The organism is Psychrobacter sp. APC 3281 (assembly GCF_030407815.1).
Lineage (GTDB): Bacteria > Pseudomonadota > Gammaproteobacteria > Pseudomonadales > Moraxellaceae > Psychrobacter.
This window is the reverse complement of the sequence record NZ_JASDCS010000006.1, coordinates 43,003-60,503: the sequence shown is the minus strand read 5'-3', so window position 1 is coordinate 60,503 and position 17,501 is coordinate 43,003. Positions and strand designations below refer to the sequence as shown.

Sequence of the window (17,501 nt, the reverse complement as noted above, 5' to 3'; positions counted from 1 at the left end):
TTATAACAAGAAGACCTGTAATAAGCAGGTCTAAACCGAGATAAATTGCTGATAAGTTGCACTCTATCGCGACTTATTATTTGCGAATCGATAATTCAAAAAAGTATCTTTTTAAGTCGTTTTTGAATTATCCAGTAAAAAATAGAACGCTCAAATCTACGCTGTCACAATTTTTACCTAACATTCATATTCCTTACAAACACTCACATCGCATTACTGGGAACCTATATAAATGTAGGGTGACAACTCGGTATTCTAGTCTCAGTTGTTAAGGCGACGATGACGTTTAATTCTTGAATATATTTAATGGTTAGACATATCTAGCCCAAAGAAAAATTACTATAAATAATCAACTGTTCAATTCGGCTAATTAGAACAATGCTATATAAGCCCAATTAAAACACTATAAGAAAGGAAATTTATTATGAGTAGACAAGACCATATCGATAAAGTACAAGAACTGGTAAAAGAAGTGAAATTTGCCATGATGACCACTCGTACTCATGAAGGCCATTTACATGCTTGTCCAATGACTACTAGTGAGACGAGTATTGGCGCAAAAGAGATTTGGTTTATTGGCGATAAGACTACTGAAACCATCAAAGATATCGAAAAAGAACCACAAGTGAACTTGGCCTATGTCAGTCAAGATTCAAAAGATTACGTCTCAATTAACGGTAAAGCAGAATTGGTCGAAGACCAAGAGAAGTTAGACGAGCTATGGTCGCCAATTTACAATGCGTTTTATGAGCAAGGTAAAGAAGATCCAAATGTACAGTTAATCAAAGTCGTCCCACATGGTGCAGAATACTGGCTAAGCGGTAGCTCAGTAGTTAATATGTTTAAGATGACTACTGCTGCAGTAATGGACGGTAAGAAAGCGACCAACTTAGGCGAAAACAACTCGGTGACGCTATAATTTATCTGATTTATAAGCAGTAAAAATAAAAACGCCAGTGGCTAATGCGACTGGCGTTTTTTATTGTCTAAGTTTTGGGCTGATTACTTTTGTCTTATGGAGTTATCCGCTTTGCTTTAAATAAGGCCAAGCTGCTTTTAGATAAATCATCATCGACCATAAAGTAAGTATCACAGCGGCGACCATTAATACGTAACCGATGGTTTCAAGCGACTGCCAGTTAAGCAGTAGTACGGTAATCGCTACCATCTGAAACGTGGTCTTTAGTTTGCCAACATAAGATACCGCAACGCTAGTGCTTTTGCCCAACTCTGCCATCCATTCGCGTAATGCTGATACTGCGATTTCGCGCGAGATAATGACGATAGCCGCTATCGCCATAATGATATTGGGATGCCACTGTACAAGGACGATGAGCGCTACAGCTACCATTAATTTATCAGCAACAGGGTCTAAAAAGCGACCAAAGGCTGACATGACATTAAGTTTACGAGCAAAATACCCATCGAGCCAATCGGTAATTGCGGCAATAATAAAGACGCCGGTCAATAATAAATGGCGCAACAAACTATCGCTAAACTCGCTCATCCCAACGCGCGCAATGACATTGTCTGAAATCGCAGGCATACCAATACCCATGGCTGGCGGCCAATAAGCAATCGCGACAAATAGCGGAATCATTAAGATACGCGCAATCGTAAGGTTGTTAGGCAAGTTAAAAATACTTTTGGTATTTTGCGAACTTGGCGGTTCTTCCTGCGTATGCAAATGCGTGCTGTCAGTCATGGCAAACCCAGTTTAATATGAACATAATAATGGCAGATAGCTTAGCATTTTTCGGACAAGGCGTCATGCCATCTCTGCAGCGATTAAGTTATCAAAGATATCAAGAAAGGTATCAAGGTTGACTAGATGCCCTCTTATCTACATAAGGTATTGAAATTAGTGGCAGCCTTTATGAATGATTGCATCATAAAGCTCCGCTACTTACTCTAAATACCAGTGCTTCATACCAGTCTTTGCGTCTTTTGGATTTTTACAACGTAATATACTGTAACCAAAACTGCCAGACAGCACTCAATTGCGCTATCATAGCGACTGTACCAGAACACTTGTACACTTAAATCAGTAAATATAAATAGCTAAGTAAATATCTCTACCTATTGTATTGATAATTATTACCCTTATAAATAACAGTAGAGAGCACCAATAATTACAACAACTCTTGACCACGGCCTGTGTAGCTAATACATGACCCGTTTTCCTCAGCCCACAGTACCTCCTCTGTGGGCCTTTTTTTGCTTACGTTTTGCTAAATGTCGAGTTTTTATACTTTCCAAATATCGCTTAAACACTAGCTTTAAAATAAGCCTCAGTTCTAAACAATGCAAAATAATGAGCATGGATATTACGCTTACTGAGTTTGCATGATTACTTTAACAGTTTGCTGCGCCATTCGATAGCAGCTCTCAATATTACCTTTCGCACACCAGTCACCACTGACGATCCATTGCTTGGTTTCATCTATTAAAATGCCCAACTCTTCAGTATCCTTATTTACGATAGTAGCTGCATAGCGCCAACGATGACAGTCTGTTTGGCTAGGTGCACTAGCTTCATTCCAATTTAATGCTTGTTTTGCCGCCTGTAATAACTGTTCTTTTACCAACTCAATATCATCATCGACGTGGGCCTCTGACCAGTCATTACGTGCATGAATGGTGACACTTGGTAGTAGCTCATCACGAGCAGGTTTTTGATGCTCAATAAATACCCTATCAAGAACAGCGCTATTTAGATAAGCGACATCCCACTGCGGTGCAAGTTGGCCATTTAATGTCTCAGGTAGCTTTCGTACATCATCCCAGCCAAGCATCAGCGTATAGCAAGCTTGCATTTGCGGTTTAGTAATTTTGTCTTGTTGAGCAAAGCCACTATCTGACATCAGCTCTATCGCCTGACCATTTGGCGCTGTGCAAATAACCCAATCAAACCAACCCAGACTGGCTCCAGTTTCGTCAAATAGCTCAGTTTGCTTGCTGTTTTGATTAAAAGTTTGATTAAAAGTTTGATTATGAGTCTGGTTCTGGATCTGATGCTGAGACTGCTGCTGGTTTTGAGACTGCAAATACTGAGCAAGCGGTGCGACACGAGTCTTAAATACTATGGTCGTATGCTTGAGCGCAGCGGCCAATTCACGGCCCCAACTGGTCATTTTCGGTGTGCTGATATAGCGTGCATGCACCGCGTCCCATTGCTCTTTGCTTCGGATATTAGGCGACTGCTCATTGTCACTTGCAGGCGTTAACTCAACCACTTCGGCACACCACGGCTGTAGCAACCCTGTATCTAACCAAGGCGCAATAAACTGTTGAAAGTCAGAAGTTTTCGCAGTAAAAAACTGTGCACCGAACGACCATTGCCAGTTCTTACCAGTTTCACTATCGCTGCGATAGCGGGTTGCTAAACGCCCCACACTGCGCGATTTTTCAAAGATAGTGATTTGCGGGGTGTTAGATGACGAGCTTGATTGGTTTGACGCGCGCTCTAATAGTGTTGCTGTGAGCAAACCCGTTAGGCCACCACCGATGATGGCGATTTTTGGGGCAGATAGGATAGTTGAGCACGAAGCATGATCAGTCATGATGACAGTAGACCTTATAAAGTATTTATGAGTCGCTACTATATTAATTAGCTAGCCTAGTAAGTACCGAGTGGCTCGTCAATTAATCCTCAATTAAAATGGTAGCGATGTTGTCCTGTTAGCATTATTGAACCTTCAAAATGCGCCAATATCAATATCGTCTACGTAAAAAAGCCATGCTATTCTCGATAACATGGCTTTTATTCAACTTTAATATACAAATATCAATGGCTAGTACTGAATAACTATCCTTAATACTGCAGGTTCGTTATCAGGCTAACTTACTCTCCGCGGCCCGCTTTGACTTCTTCAACCAAGTCATTAATCACTGAGCTATCGGCAAGCGTAGATAGGTCGCCCAGTCCTACATATTGACCTGCTGCAAGGTTACGCAAGATACGGCGCATGATTTTTCCTGAGCGCGTTTTTGGTAGTGCATCAACCATATAAATGGCATCTAAAGTCGCAATTGGTCCAATCTCAGCACGCACATGGCGTTTTAATTCTGCTTTTAGATCGTCAGTTTTTTCTTCACCTGACTTTAGAATGATAAATGCACAGATACCTGTACCGCGTATCTCATGCGGCATACCAACAATCGCAGCTTCAGCAGTTGCAGGATGCGCAACCACAGCGCTCTCAATCTCTGCTGTGCCCAAGCGATGCCCTGCCACGTTGAGTACATCATCGACACGACCCGTAATCCAGTAATGCCCATCTTCGTCACGTTGAGCGCCATCACCCGTGAAATAATGACCCGGATAATCGCTAAAGTAAGTCTTCAAAAAGCGTGGATGGTCATTATAGATAGTTCGCATTTGCCCTGGCCAACCGCTACTGATCACCAAGTTGCCTTCTGCAGGGCCTTCTAAAATTGCGCCCTCGCTATCGACGACTTCTGGTTTGACGCCGTATAGTGGTGTCATTGCCGCGCCTGGTTTGAGATCGACCGTGCCTGGTATTGGCGCCATTAAGATACCACCAGTCTCGGTCTGCCACCATGTATCGACGATAGGACATTTACCATCACCGACGACATTGTAGTACCAGTCCCACGCTTCTGGGTTGATCGGCTCACCGACCGACCCTAGCAGACGCAAACTAGAACGATCCGACTCACGAACAAAAGCATCGCCCTCTTTCATCATCGCGCGAATAGCTGTTGGGGCGGTATATAGGATAGTCACGTCATGCTTATCAATGATATGACCGATACGTGCCCATGTTGGATGTTCTGGCACACCTTCGAACATTACCGTCGTCGTACCATTGGCCAGTGGTGCATAGGTTGAATACGTGTGACCGGTAATCCAACCCACATCTGCCGTACACCAATAGACGTCATCTTCTTTGATATCAAACACATCACGGAACGTTGAGATAGCATAGGTGATATAGCCGCCTGTAGTATGCACTACACCTTTTGGCTTACCTGTCGAACCAGAGGTATATAACAAGAATAGCGGGTCTTCGGCATTCATGACTTCAGGCTCGCAGATCTCTGATTGACCATCGACCAAATTGTGATACCACACATCACGGCGGCCACTCATCGGTATAGAGTTACCCGTACGATGAACGACGATAACTTTTTCGACACTCTCAGTGCCATCCATGTCGAGTGCGTGATCGACATTGGCTTTGAGCGGTGTGTGCTTGCCGCCGCGTAAACCTTCGTCAGCGGTAATAACAACTTTTGAGCGACTGTCTATCAAGCGATTACCCAAACTCTCGGCAGAAAAACCACCAAACACCACTGAATGTACCGCACCGATACGCGCACATGCCAGCATCGCTACCATGGCTTCCGGTATCATCGGCATATATAGCGTTACGCGGTCACCTTTTACAACGCCAAGTTTGCGCAATGAATTACCCAAGCGGCAGACAGCTTCATGTAGCTCTTTAAAAGAAATGATTTTGTGCAATGAAGGGTGATCACCTTCCCAAATGATAGCAGGCTTGTATGGGTTTTCTTCAAGGTGACGATCAAGACAGTTGACTGAAATGTTCAGCTCACCATCTTCAAACCATTTGATGCGAAAATCATCTAAGTCATAATTGACGTTACTGACTTTGGTCGGCTTTTTTATCCAGTCGATTAGCTCAGCACGCTTCGCCCAAAAAGCATCACTTGCTTCTGTTGATTCGATGGATTGTCCGTAGTCTTTGAGGTACTGTTCAGGTGTGGTATTGGCAGCAGCCATAAACTCGGCTGAGATAGGAAATGATTTCTGAGTCATAGTATTTGGTCCCTTTTAATTATTATGACCTACATGGGTGTTCGTCTATGACGCGCCCCATGTAAGCAATAAGAGTCATCTTCCATAATGTGTGACGCTCATCGTTAGTTTGACAAATAAGCGTGACCGTTGCAAGACATCAAAAGCCAAACATAACAATTTCACTGTACATCTGTATGTTTAGGCACAAATAATCTAGTTGCTATAAGCGAAATTAACTCAGCATTCTAGTCAATTTTTATTGTCTATGACTTATGGCTTATTTTGTATTGAGAAGGGTTTTGGACTTATGAATAATCGTAAAACGGTTAAAATATAAATGAAATTATTGTCAAACCCATATTTTATAAACGACACAAGCCATACTATGTATGGCTTGTTGCTATCGAAAGCTCCCTAAATATCTAGAATGTATTATTTAAGCTGCGTTACTGTTTTCCATTGACCATTTTGTACTTGCGACAAGTAAATATCATTAATCGCGACATGGCTCTCAGGCGTGATGGCAACTGTAGATCCTGTGACGCCATCGACAAAGCTGACGGTCTCTAGACCCTTATTGAAAGTGTCGGCATTTAAGTCAGGACCTGCTGCGGTTAGACCATCAACGGTTACTTTAGCGGCTAGATAACCAAGAATAGCACCTGCTGATACTTCCTCCCCTGTGGCTTTTTCAAACTTCTCAACCCACGCCTTAGTCTCAGGTTCATTGGCTCTTAATGCCAAATCATTATAGTACGATACAGAGTATAGGCCTTCACTTGCGCCGCCTGGTGCCGCCGCAACTGCGGGATGGAAACCAGTGACAGGAGCGATAAATTTCACATCACTCCAGCCCATAGCGTTCGCCGTACCAACCGCTGTAATAGCACCGCGAATGGTTAGAGATAAGGCAATAAGCTCACATTTAGCGTCTTTTAACTTGGCCATTGCCCCAGCAAAGTCTGTTTCATCAGGACGATGTGAGCTGGACTGGACTAGGGTGACGTTAGGATTGCTATCACTAATATCCTTAGCAGCCTCATTGGTCTCTTCACCATAGTCTGATGGGATATACATGACACATAAATTGCTAACTTTGTTTTCGGCAATAAGATACTCCATGCCTAGCTTTATTGAATCATAATAGGTACTACCAGCGGTATAACGACGATTGAAATCCCCTTCTTCTTGCATAGCTCGCGCAAAGGTGAGCGGCATGATACTAGGAACATTGGCGCGGTCCATAATAGGGAAACTCGCTAAGTTGTGCGGTGTGCCGAGCGACATCAGCATGGCAAACACTTTATCGCGGCTGACCAATTTGTTCGCAGACTGTACGGCCTTTGGTACTTGATAAGAATGGTCCTCGACGATATAGCGGATCTTTCGACCATTGACCCCACCTGCCGCATTCACCTCATCAAAATACATATTGGCTGCGGCGACTGCAGGATTACCAAATCCAGCAAACGGACCCGATAAATCATTTGCACCGCCTAAGATAATCTCAGTATCGGTCACGCCCTGTACTGGCATATCGCTTGTAGAAGTAGATGTGGCAGCTTCAGTATCAGTGCCCGTCGCTGCGGTCGTTTCTGGATCACTACACCCTACTAGACCCATCGTACCGACCGTGAGTGCTAGTAGCGTCATCTTGAATGTCCATTTCATTGCCTTTCTCCTTGCGACTCCGTCGCTGTTAGTTTGATGCTCTTAAGATTAATACTTTCGAGGTTGAGACGACTTCAAAAAAGCTGAACGGTGCTAAACTAAACTGTATTAAAGAGCTAGATCAGTACATAGAGTCGATGAGAGCGTGATGCTTTTTCTCAACCAAGTTTCTTTTCAATTTCATCGTCGCGGTCAATTCGTCATCTTCAGGACTGAGCAGCACATCAATAAGCCTGAATTGCTTTATGGTTTCTACTTGAGCTAGGGTTTCGTTAGCAGACTGTACGACGTCATCTATCAAGGCGATGACTTCTGGCGCATGACACAACGAACGAAAATCAGAAAACATCACTTGATTGTCTTGCGCATATTTTTCGACGTTTTCTTGATCTATCATGATCAGACAAGTCAAATACTTTCGCTTATCGCCAATGACGACCGCATCTGAAATATAAGGTGAAAATTTAAGTTTGCTTTCAATCGCAGCTGGTGTGACGTTCTTGCCGCCTGCGGTGATAATAATGTCCTTGATACGACCCGTGATGAATATATAACCGTCTCTTATCTCGCCGACATCACCCGTATGTAGCCAGCCATCACGTAAGTCCTCAGCCGTTTTTTCTGGCTTATTCCAGTAGCCTGCAAACACGTTAGCCCCTTTTACGAGTATCTCCCCATTGTCGGCGATACGGACTTCAGAGTCTGGTAGTGCCTTACCTACACTGCCCGCCATCTGTGCTTCAGGGGTATTGACCGATATCACGCCCGCACTTTCGGTCATGCCATAGCCTTCATAGATAGGCACCCCTATCGCATGAAACCAGCGGATAATATCTAGCGATATGGGCGCAGCACCAGTAGTGGCACGGCGAATATTACTCATGCCTATCAGATCACGAATTTTATATAGCACCAGTCGATTCCAAAACTCGTAACGCAGTCGTTGACCTGTCGTAGGAGTATTGCCTGCCATCACGATATCAGCGTAGTCATGGCCTGCTTTTATGGCCTGATCAAATGCCCAGCCATTGAGTGCACTGGCGTCGCTACGCATATTACTGATGGAGGCGTACATTTTTTCCCACAGCCTGGGCACAGCGGTAAAGGTATCAGGCGATACTTCTTTCATATTCTCAAATACTGTCTCTGTGCTCTCAGCAAAGTTAACGATACAGCCTCGATGGATAGGCAGATCTACTGACGTTAAACGTTCGAGTACATGACATAAGGGCAGAAAACACAGCTGCTCATCAGTAGGCAATATAGGAAGAATATCTATGCTTGTTTTTAGCTCAAAGAGGACATTAGCATGCGTTAAGATAGCGCCTTTTGGGTTACCTGTCGTGCCAGAGGTATAGATTAAGGTGCGTATGTCATTGGGCGTACCTTGATCGATATAATCACTAAAGCGTTCTCTTGCGTTATCAACACTTCGACCAATCGTATATAGCTCATCGAGGAAGATAACCTGATCATCCTCTAGGCTACGCAAGCCTTTACGGTCAAGGACAATGACTTTTTTGACATTAGGCGTCTGTTCACGAATCTCTAAAAACTTGTGCAATTGTTCATCGTTTTCTACAATCAGAAACTTTGAGTAGCTGTCATTTAATATATAAGCAAGCTGTTCGGGACTGTCTGTCGTATAGACACCGTTGGGTATCCCGCCTACGCCGCAGACGCCCATATCAAAATAAAGCCATTCTTTATTGTCTTCACTCAAGATAGAGACGGTATCGCCTTTACTCAGACCAAGCTCGACGAGTGCCATGCCGATATCGCAGCTATGATGATAATAGTCTAGCCAACTATAACTCTGCCAAATCCCAAAGCTCTTTTCGCGATGCGCAATCCTATCACCTCGGCTCAAGCAAACCTGTCGCCAGAGTTTGCTCAATGTATCGCACCCTTCTAGGATTTGAGGTGCATGATCGAAAGGCGCATTATGTATCTGTTGACCAGTCTTGTCAGCATGACTTTTAGCATGGTTTTCAGAATGGTCTTGAGACGATACTGGCGCAGCAGACTTTTCTTTCATGTCTGCCGCATCCGCAGGCGAAAGTGAAGTATTGTTTTCAGTATTAACATCAATATCAATGGAGGTCGTCATGATTATTATCGCCAAGTCTTTTTGCGTTTCCACCGAGTGGCTTCCGCAGTGTTATCTTTGGTTTGTCCCAAATAGAACTCTTTAATATCATCAGAGTGCATGAGTTTGTCCGCTGAACCTGCCATGACAATACGCCCTGTTTCTAACACATAACCGTAATCCGCTGCTGCCAAGGCAACTCTTGCGTTTTGTTCAACCAGTAGAATCGTGACGCCTTGCTCTTTATTTAAACGTCGAATAATGGCAAATATTTCTTGTACCAATAATGGAGACAGTCCAAGAGACGGCTCATCGAGCAGCATAAGAGAGGGTCGTGACATCAGCCCTCGACCGATAGCGAGCATCTGCTGCTGACCACCAGACATCGTGCCCGCTGCTTGTGTACGGCGATCTTTTAGAATAGGAAAATACTCATATATCATCTCGACATCACGCTGTATCTCAGACTTGTCACGCCGAGTATAAGCACCCATCGCTAAGTTTTCAGCGACATTCAAAAAAGGAAATACCTCGCGCCCCTCGGGTACATGCGACAGTCCTTTTTTGACCAAGCGATCAGGCTCAGTACCATCGATACGCTCTCCGTGGAACCATACTGCGCCCTTGCGAGGATTGATAACCCCCGAGATGGTTTTCATTAGCGTCGTCTTGCCCGCCCCATTCGCACCCAAAATCGTGACCACTTTGCCTTCGGGTACCTCTAGACTCACGCCTCTCAATGCCATCACTGGACCATAAGCAGATTCTAGATTTCGTACCTCAAGCACGTTGTTCTTTACTTCAGAGTCGACCAAATTCATTTCAGTAGCCGGCGCGGCAGAAGATAGTGATTTTTTAATAGCTGACATTACACACTCTCCTGTCCAAGATAGGCTTCAATGACCTGTGGATTGGCTTGCACCTCAGCTGCTGTGCCCTGAGCCAAAAACTTACCTTCAGCGACGGCCAATACGCGATCTGATACGCGATTCACAAGACTCATGTCATGCTCTACCATCAAGATAGTCAAGCCAAGATCCTTTTGCATATCTTCGATCCACCATGCCATCTCGGACGTCTCCTCTACGCTAAGACCAGAGGCAGGCTCATCGAGCAAAATAAGCTTTGGATTAGCAGCTAATGCACGCGCAATCTCAACCACCTTTCTAATGCCATAAGGCAAACCTGCGATCAGCTTATCTCGATAAGGCGCTAACTCTAAAAAATCTATAATCTTCTCAACTTGCAAACGATGCTCGCGCTCGCTACGGCGCACCTTTGGCAAAAACAGCAAGTCCTGTATCCATGACGTATTACGCTGCGAATGGCGACCGATAAGCAGGTTTTGAAGCACGCTTGAGTGATCAAACAACTCAATGTTTTGAAAAGTACGGGCGATACCCAGTTTTGCGATATCGTGAGCAGGTAGCTTGGTAATATCAGTGTCATCAAAGGTAATACGACCACTAAGCGGCTCGTACAAGCGACTGATTAAGTTAAAAATCGTAGATTTACCAGCGCCATTAGGTCCTACGATAGTAAATACCTCGCCCTCGTTTACCTCAAAGCTAATGTCATCAACGGCTTTCACACCACCGAACGCGATAGATAAGGAGTCAACTTTTAATAAGCTCATCGCATACGCTCCGTCTTAAGATAAGTTTTAGAACGGCGAAACAGTCCTTTTCGATATAATGGAAACATCTGAAACCAAGTCCGTATCTTTATCCAAATACCGTATATACCGCGTGGCTCATAGATGATCATGATGACAATGACTAAGGCAAACAGCGCCGTATCAATACCAGGAATACTGGTGATACTAGAGCCCGCACCTTGACCAACCATATCGCCCAAGATAGCAATCACTTGTGGCAATAAGACAACGACGACAGCACCAAAAAACGCACCATGTATGGAGCCCAAACCGCCAATGACAATTTGCAGTAGGATGGTGATAGAGATGATAACGGTGAAGCTCTCATAATTGACCGCTTGCACAAAATGCCCGTACATAGCGCCGCCAATAGCGGTAATCGCGCAAGATATGCTAAAAGCTAGCGTTTTGGCTTGCGGTACATTGACGCCAAGCGCGCGGGCGGATACTTCGCTGTCTCTGATGGCTAAGAACGAACGCCCTGTGCCGCTTCTGAGTAAGTTGATATACCCTAAGGTAACTAGCACCACGAGCGCGAGGCATAAGTAATAAAATGCTTTTGGCGTGATATAACGATCGATGGTGTAGCCAAAGAGGTTAATGGGAGAAGCAAAGGTACCAGAGATGCCGCCAGTAATAGGCTCAGCCACGATAGCGATGTCCTCGACGATAATACTAAGCGCTAAGGTTGCGATGGCTAAATAGATACCGCTAGTTCGTAGGATAGGTCTGGCAATGATAGCGCCGATAACCCCAGTGATGAGTGCGCAGGCAATCAAAGCAGGGAAAAAATTCCACCCTCGAGCCATCAGTGCCATATGGCTAAATGCCCCTATCGCCATAAAGGCGGCATGACCTAAGCTGACCTGTCCAGTGTGCCCGGTCAAGAGCATCAGACCCAGTCCAGAGATAGACCAAATCAATATGGCGCTAAGCTCACTAATATAATAGTTGCTCAATAACCAAGGCGCCATCAGTAGTAGCAAAAGAAGCACGCCATACTTTATGAGTTGGCTTTTGTCATCGAAGATATTGATATCTTGATCATAGCTGTGTTTAAACTGAGCTTTCATGGGCAGTACTCATCCTTGAAAAGTTTTGGAGGCCGCTTTATCATCCTTGAATCAAAGCTGCCTTGGATCAAAGCTTCTATACTTTTTTCTGTTTGACCTGAGAAAAAATACCGCCCGGACGTACGATTAGTACGATCAACATAACCACATAGGGCGCAATTTGACTAAGACCTAGCGGTAGATAACGCCCAGCAAAAGGCTCTATCACCCCTACTAGCAATCCGCCTGCCAGCGCACCAGGCAAGGAGCCTAATCCACCAATTACCGCAGCGGCAAAGGCCTTGATACCGAATAGTAATCCGACAGAGGGTTCAATCGCGCCTTTGGCCGCAAATAGTATGCCGGCAAGTGCGGCAACCACCCCTGACAATGCCCAAACGATACCATTGACCCGCTTGACGGGAATACCCATATAGTAGGCTGCCATTTGGTTTTGACTGCTGGCTTGCATCGCAATACCAAGCCGCGTGTGGGCAAAAAAGAAGTACAAAATGGAGGTTAATGCGATAGTAGATATGATGATAATGATGTCAACATAAGCGATACTGAGTGAGCCTAATGCCAACATCTTGCCTGAAAACGGTGTCTGTAGTGAGACTGGGCTATGTCCCCAGATAACACCAGCGACAAAGCGCATTAAGAAACCAAGCGAGATGGTAAGGATGACCATCGCAAATTGCGGTTGACCAAAAATACCACGTAGGATAAAGCGATCGAGTAAGTAGCCAAATGCACCCATGATGACAGCAGCAAAGGTGATGCCTAATAAGAAGGGAAGGTTTGCCTGATCGGCATTGATGAAAGATATGCCCAAAAAGGCACCGAGCATAAGCATGTCGCCTTGGGCGAAATTGACCGCTTCTGAAGCTTTGTAAATGAGTACAAAACCCAGCGCTAACAGCCCATATATACAACCATTAGCAATCCCGCTAATGAGCAGTTGTAGGATATCCATAAAGTCCCTTTTGTCTTAACATTATCATCCGTGACAATGTTTGAATAAGCGGTTCAATCGACTGACTTTTTCATCAACTACTTGTAAAGAAATTCATTTTCTTTGTATCAAAACGACTAGCGTTTTAGGAAGTAATCAATATGGCAGCAGTAGTAGCGAATAATATTCATATATTCACATTATACCAACTACGAATTATTGTCTATAGAAAAATCAAAGTTATTCAATGATTTATAGCAAGTGGCAAAAGCTATTTATATTACTCACCTAAAAACACCGCCATTATTGCCATGGTATAATTAGCTACTTTATATCGTCTATCCAAACCTATTCTATAAGTCATCATCATGAGTCAAATGCCAAAACAAGCAAAGCCAGTTAAGCCAAGCAATTCATCAGCGGGTAATCCATCGTCAGCCAAAAAATCTACTGATAACCACTATGACGTCATTATCATCGGTGCTGGTGCTTCAGGATTGTATTGCGCACTGACTGCTGGTCGCCGTGGTCGCCGCGTATTGGTGTTGGATCATGCCAATAAAGCTGGCAAAAAGATTTTGATGTCGGGTGGTGGTCGCTGCAACTTTACCAATTACTTTGTGGAGCCTGAGCATTTTATTGGTGCCAATCCCCACTTCTGCAAATCAGCGCTAAGTCGTTACCCGAGTTGGGAATTTATCGGCATGGTAGAGTCGCATAAGATTGCCTACCATGAGCGCGAACATGGTCAGCTGTTCTGTGACGACTCAGCACAAGACATCTTGTCTATGCTACTAGATGAATGCATGGCTGTAGGCGTACAAGTAAAGCTTAATGCTCAAATTGATCATGTTAAAACTGCTGCTCATGATAAAGGCGAACGCTTTTATCTAACGACGAGCAAAAAGCTTGGTAAAAAAGACATCGCGAGCGGTGCTCAATCTGCGCAGACACGCTATAGCTGTGAGTCTTTAGTTGTCGCTACTGGTGGTCTGTCTATCCCGACCATGGGAGCAAGTGGTATCGGCTATGAGTTGGCGCAGCAGTTCGGGCATACGCTCGTACCTACTGATGCCAGTCTCGTGCCGTTTACTTTCACTGACAAAATAGGCGATCTCATCCGCGCTTTGGCTGGTATCAGTCTGCCAGTTATTGCCAGTAACGAGCGTATCTCTTTTAAATTACCTGTCCTATTTACCCATCGCGGTCTCTCTGGCCCTGCCATGCTACAGCTCTCCAACTATTGGCAGACTGGCGAAACCATCAGTATCAATCTGTTGCCTGAGATAGATGTCACTCAGCTTTTACTTGCTCGCAAAAAATCACACCCACGCCAACTGATTCGTACCGTGTTGGCAGAAAATACAGATAACGCATTACCCAAGAAGCTATTGGCAGCGTTACAGACGCATCTGTGGGAAGACATCAAAGATACAGAACTTGCTAATATCAAAGACGAGCGACTTACAGAACTTGGTGCTACGCTCAACGGCTGGCAGCTCAAGCCCTCTGGTACGGAAGGCTATCGAACGGCTGAGGTCACACGCGGCGGCGTCACAACCGACGAGGTATCTTCCAAAACGATGCAAAGCAACTTGCAAGATAACTTGTATTTTATCGGTGAGGTACTCGATGTGACTGGCTGGCTTGGCGGTTATAATTTTCAATGGGCTTGGGCCAGTGGTTTTGTCAGTGGTGAAGTCGTTTAATCACCTTAATAGCTTCACTATTTATCGCGACAATAGTAGCTTTAGTGTCTGTTAGGATTTGAATAATTGATCAATGTTCAGATAATGGCTGACAGTATGTTTGATGATAGTTAAATGGTTTTAGACAGTAATCTTAGAGAACGATGAGAATAAACACAACATAAGTCTATTTTCATAGTAGAATTAACGTAAGGCATTCATCCTATTGATAGCAATGCCACTTAGACTTATGAGGTAATCCATGCGTCCAATCAAGCATATTCATGGTGATAAAAAGCCGCATTGGGTAGGTGATGGGTTTTTCGTAAAAACCCTAATCAACCATCTCGATAACAATCCTGATTTTAACTACAGCCATACCGATCCCTTTTTATTATTTGACTACGGTAAGCCTACGACCTTTTTACCCAATCCTGATTATAAACTGCAACCGCATGGTGTTGGACTGCATCCACACAAAGGTTTTGAAACCGTAACCATCGCCTATTCAGGTGAGATTAGCCATGCAGACTCAACAGGTGGGCGCGGCGATATTTTAGAAGGTGATGTACAGTGGATGACTGCTGGTCGCGGTATTCTACACGAAGAGTTCCACTCTGAAGCTTTTGGGCAACGTGGTGGTATATTTAGTATGGTGCAGTTATGGGTCAACTTGCCAAGCGCCCACAAACTGACCGACCCAAAATACCAATCTATCAAACGTGCTGATATGCCTATTGTTGATCTGATAGACAATAGCGACGAGCAAACTATCATCGGTCAAGCTGCCATTATTGCCGGTGACTGGCATGGAATAACGGGTGCCGCAACGACATTTACGCCTGTCAATATGTGGGATATCGAGCTACATACAGCAGGTACAACCACGCTACAAGTACCGAAAACACACAACACCCTACTGCTGGTACAAGAAGGTCAAGTATTGGTCAACGGTACAGCCGTCAGCGCAGGCAGCCTAATTGAGTTTTCAGCGCCTATTCGAAATCATGTAGGCACTCAATCTGAACATCCATCATTACCTGCTACTGATACTATCGAATTGACCTACCCCGCAACTACCGATGACGATACCCCTATCAAATTGCTACTGCTAAGCGGCAAGCCAATCGGCGAACCAGTCGCAGGTCACGGTCCCTTTGTCATGAATACTCAAGAAGAACTACGTCAAACCTTTCGTGATTATCAAATAGGTATTTTCGGCAAATAATAAAAATCTAGGCTTAAAAAAAGCCGCTCAACTATTGCTAGTTAAACGGCCTTTTTATATTGCGTTGTTTAGTTAAAAATCTAACTATTACGCCTGGTCTAAAAATGGATAGTCGGTATAACCTTCAGCACCGCCACCATAGAAAGACTCTGGATGCTGCTCATTAAGCGGCGCGCCTTTTTGGATACGCTCAGCCAAGTCAGGGTTGGCGATATAGTCACGGCCAAAGGCGACTGCATCGATATAACCTGCTTTCACATTTTGCTCTGCTTTTTCAGCAGTGTAACCACCAGCTGCGATAATCATTTGATCAAAAGCAGCACGCACACGCTTACGGAAGTCTTCGCTATAAGGCGTACCACCTGCCCAATCTGGCTCTGACAGATGCAGATACATGATTCCGCGTTTGTTAATCTGCTCAATCATCCAGATATTTTCGTCTTCGTTATATCCAGCTTCTACGTTGTTGAACGTACCCAGTGGTGAAATACGAATACCAACATGATCTGCATCCCAAGCGTCTACACACGCATCGATAACATCAAGCGTCAAGCGCGCACGGTTTTCGCGGCTACCGCCGTATTCATCATCACGCTGGTTGGTTTGCTCAACCCAGAACTGATGCAATAGGTAACCATGGGCACCATGAATCTCTACCCCATCAAAACCCGCTTCTTTGGCGTTCTTAGTGGCTTGACCAAAGTCAGCGATAACTTGTTTTATTTCTTCAAGCGTGGCTGGACGTGGCGGCGTTGCATCTACACGAATGGCTTGGTTATCGCTGTCACGTAGCGAGGTACGTACACCAACATCAACGTTAGAAGCAGAGATAGGCGCTTTACCGTCTGGCTGTACACTCTCGTGAGAAACTAAGCCCGTGTGCCATAGCTGTACGACGATTTTGCCACCTTTAGCATGGACATTGTCTACGATGGTTTTCCACGCAGTGATTTGGTCTTTGGTATGAACGCCTGGCGCGCCAGCATAGCCTTTCGCTTGGAAAGATACTTGCGTTGCCTCAGTGATTACCAAGCCAGAACCTGCGCGCTGTGAGTAATATTCGCTTGCCAATGCTGTTGGTACATCACTTGGCTCAACCGAACGTAGACGCGTCAACGGTGCCATAATAATGCGGTTTTTTAGGGTTTGGGTACCCATCTTGACGGTTTCAAATAAATTATCATGTGCCATAAAAAGCCCTGTTTATTGTTTTAAACCTTACTATCAGGTTTACTATTATTGGTAATAAATAGCACTTATATTAGTAGGTAGCACTCAGCTGTCGTTCTATAATTTGCGAAGTACGCTACTCATAAGCCGAGTTCTTTATAGGGGGCAAATGCGATTATTCCAAGCAATATTTACAAACAGAA

13 protein-coding genes are annotated in these 17,501 nt (G+C 44.5%); 3 read left to right on the top strand and 10 right to left on the bottom strand.

Annotated elements, in window-relative coordinates; genetic code table 11:
• Nucleotides 1-424: 424 nt before the first annotated feature.
• Nucleotides 425-919: a pyridoxamine 5'-phosphate oxidase family protein gene (locus QL886_RS05800; protein WP_290177958.1), complete on the top strand. Its 495-nt coding sequence runs from the start codon at nt 425-427 to the stop codon at nt 917-919.
• A 102-nt stretch (nt 920-1,021) separates the two neighbouring features.
• Here the strand turns inward: QL886_RS05800 and pgsA are convergent, their stop codons facing one another.
• From pgsA to QL886_RS05755, 9 genes are all read right to left on the bottom strand, one after another.
• Entirely contained in the window at nt 1,022-1,705 is a 684-nt protein-coding gene (pgsA, locus tag QL886_RS05795; RefSeq protein ID WP_057758088.1) for a CDP-diacylglycerol--glycerol-3-phosphate 3-phosphatidyltransferase, read from the bottom strand.
• Between the two features lie 628 nt (nt 1,706-2,333).
• Nucleotides 2,334-3,563 carry an NAD(P)-binding protein gene (locus QL886_RS05790; RefSeq protein ID WP_290177957.1) on the bottom strand — a complete coding sequence of 410 codons (1,230 nt, stop codon included), beginning with the start codon at nt 3,561-3,563 and terminating at the stop codon, nt 2,334-2,336.
• A 281-nt stretch (nt 3,564-3,844) separates the two neighbouring features.
• Nucleotides 3,845-5,806 (bottom strand): acetate--CoA ligase, encoded by a 1,962-nt coding sequence (gene acs / locus QL886_RS05785; protein WP_290177955.1) that lies wholly within the window; start codon nt 5,804-5,806, stop codon nt 3,845-3,847.
• Between the two features lie 414 nt (nt 5,807-6,220).
• The gene (locus QL886_RS05780) at nt 6,221-7,459 is read right to left on the bottom strand and encodes an ABC transporter substrate-binding protein (RefSeq protein ID WP_290177954.1); all 1,239 of its coding nucleotides are present in this window, start codon (nt 7,457-7,459) and stop codon (nt 6,221-6,223) included.
• A gap of 121 nt (nt 7,460-7,580) precedes the next feature.
• Nucleotides 7,581-9,569, bottom strand: a complete 1,989-nt coding sequence (locus QL886_RS05775; protein WP_290177953.1) for a long-chain fatty acid--CoA ligase — start codon at nt 9,567-9,569, stop codon at nt 7,581-7,583.
• Between the two features lie 5 nt (nt 9,570-9,574).
• Complete coding sequence (locus tag QL886_RS05770; RefSeq protein WP_037032897.1) at nt 9,575-10,369, bottom strand: ABC transporter ATP-binding protein; 795 nt, start codon at nt 10,367-10,369, stop codon at nt 9,575-9,577.
• A 47-nt stretch (nt 10,370-10,416) separates the two neighbouring features.
• Nucleotides 10,417-11,184 (bottom strand): ABC transporter ATP-binding protein, encoded by a 768-nt coding sequence (locus QL886_RS05765; protein ID WP_290177952.1) that lies wholly within the window; start codon nt 11,182-11,184, stop codon nt 10,417-10,419.
• Complete coding sequence (locus QL886_RS05760) at nt 11,181-12,278, bottom strand: branched-chain amino acid ABC transporter permease (RefSeq protein ID WP_057758081.1); 1,098 nt, start codon at nt 12,276-12,278, stop codon at nt 11,181-11,183. Before QL886_RS05760 ends, QL886_RS05765 begins: the two co-directional genes overlap by 4 nt.
• Before the next feature lie 76 nt (nt 12,279-12,354).
• The gene (locus tag QL886_RS05755; protein ID WP_057758078.1) at nt 12,355-13,233 is read right to left on the bottom strand and encodes a branched-chain amino acid ABC transporter permease; all 879 of its coding nucleotides are present in this window, start codon (nt 13,231-13,233) and stop codon (nt 12,355-12,357) included.
• Between the two features lie 347 nt (nt 13,234-13,580).
• Between QL886_RS05755 and QL886_RS05750 the strand changes: the two genes are divergently transcribed.
• Both QL886_RS05750 and QL886_RS05745 read left to right on the top strand, forming a co-directional pair.
• Entirely contained in the window at nt 13,581-14,921 is a 1,341-nt protein-coding gene (locus QL886_RS05750; RefSeq protein WP_290177951.1) for an NAD(P)/FAD-dependent oxidoreductase, read from the top strand.
• Nucleotides 14,922-15,162: 241 nt separating this feature from the next.
• Complete coding sequence (locus tag QL886_RS05745; RefSeq protein WP_290177950.1) at nt 15,163-16,128, top strand: pirin family protein; 966 nt, start codon at nt 15,163-15,165, stop codon at nt 16,126-16,128.
• A gap of 87 nt (nt 16,129-16,215) precedes the next feature.
• Here QL886_RS05745 and QL886_RS05740 read toward each other — a convergent pair whose 3' ends face one another.
• Nucleotides 16,216-17,319, bottom strand: coding sequence for an alkene reductase (locus QL886_RS05740; protein WP_201568238.1), 1,104 nt, complete (start codon nt 17,317-17,319; stop codon nt 16,216-16,218).
• Between the last annotated feature and the right edge of the window lie 182 nt (nt 17,320-17,501).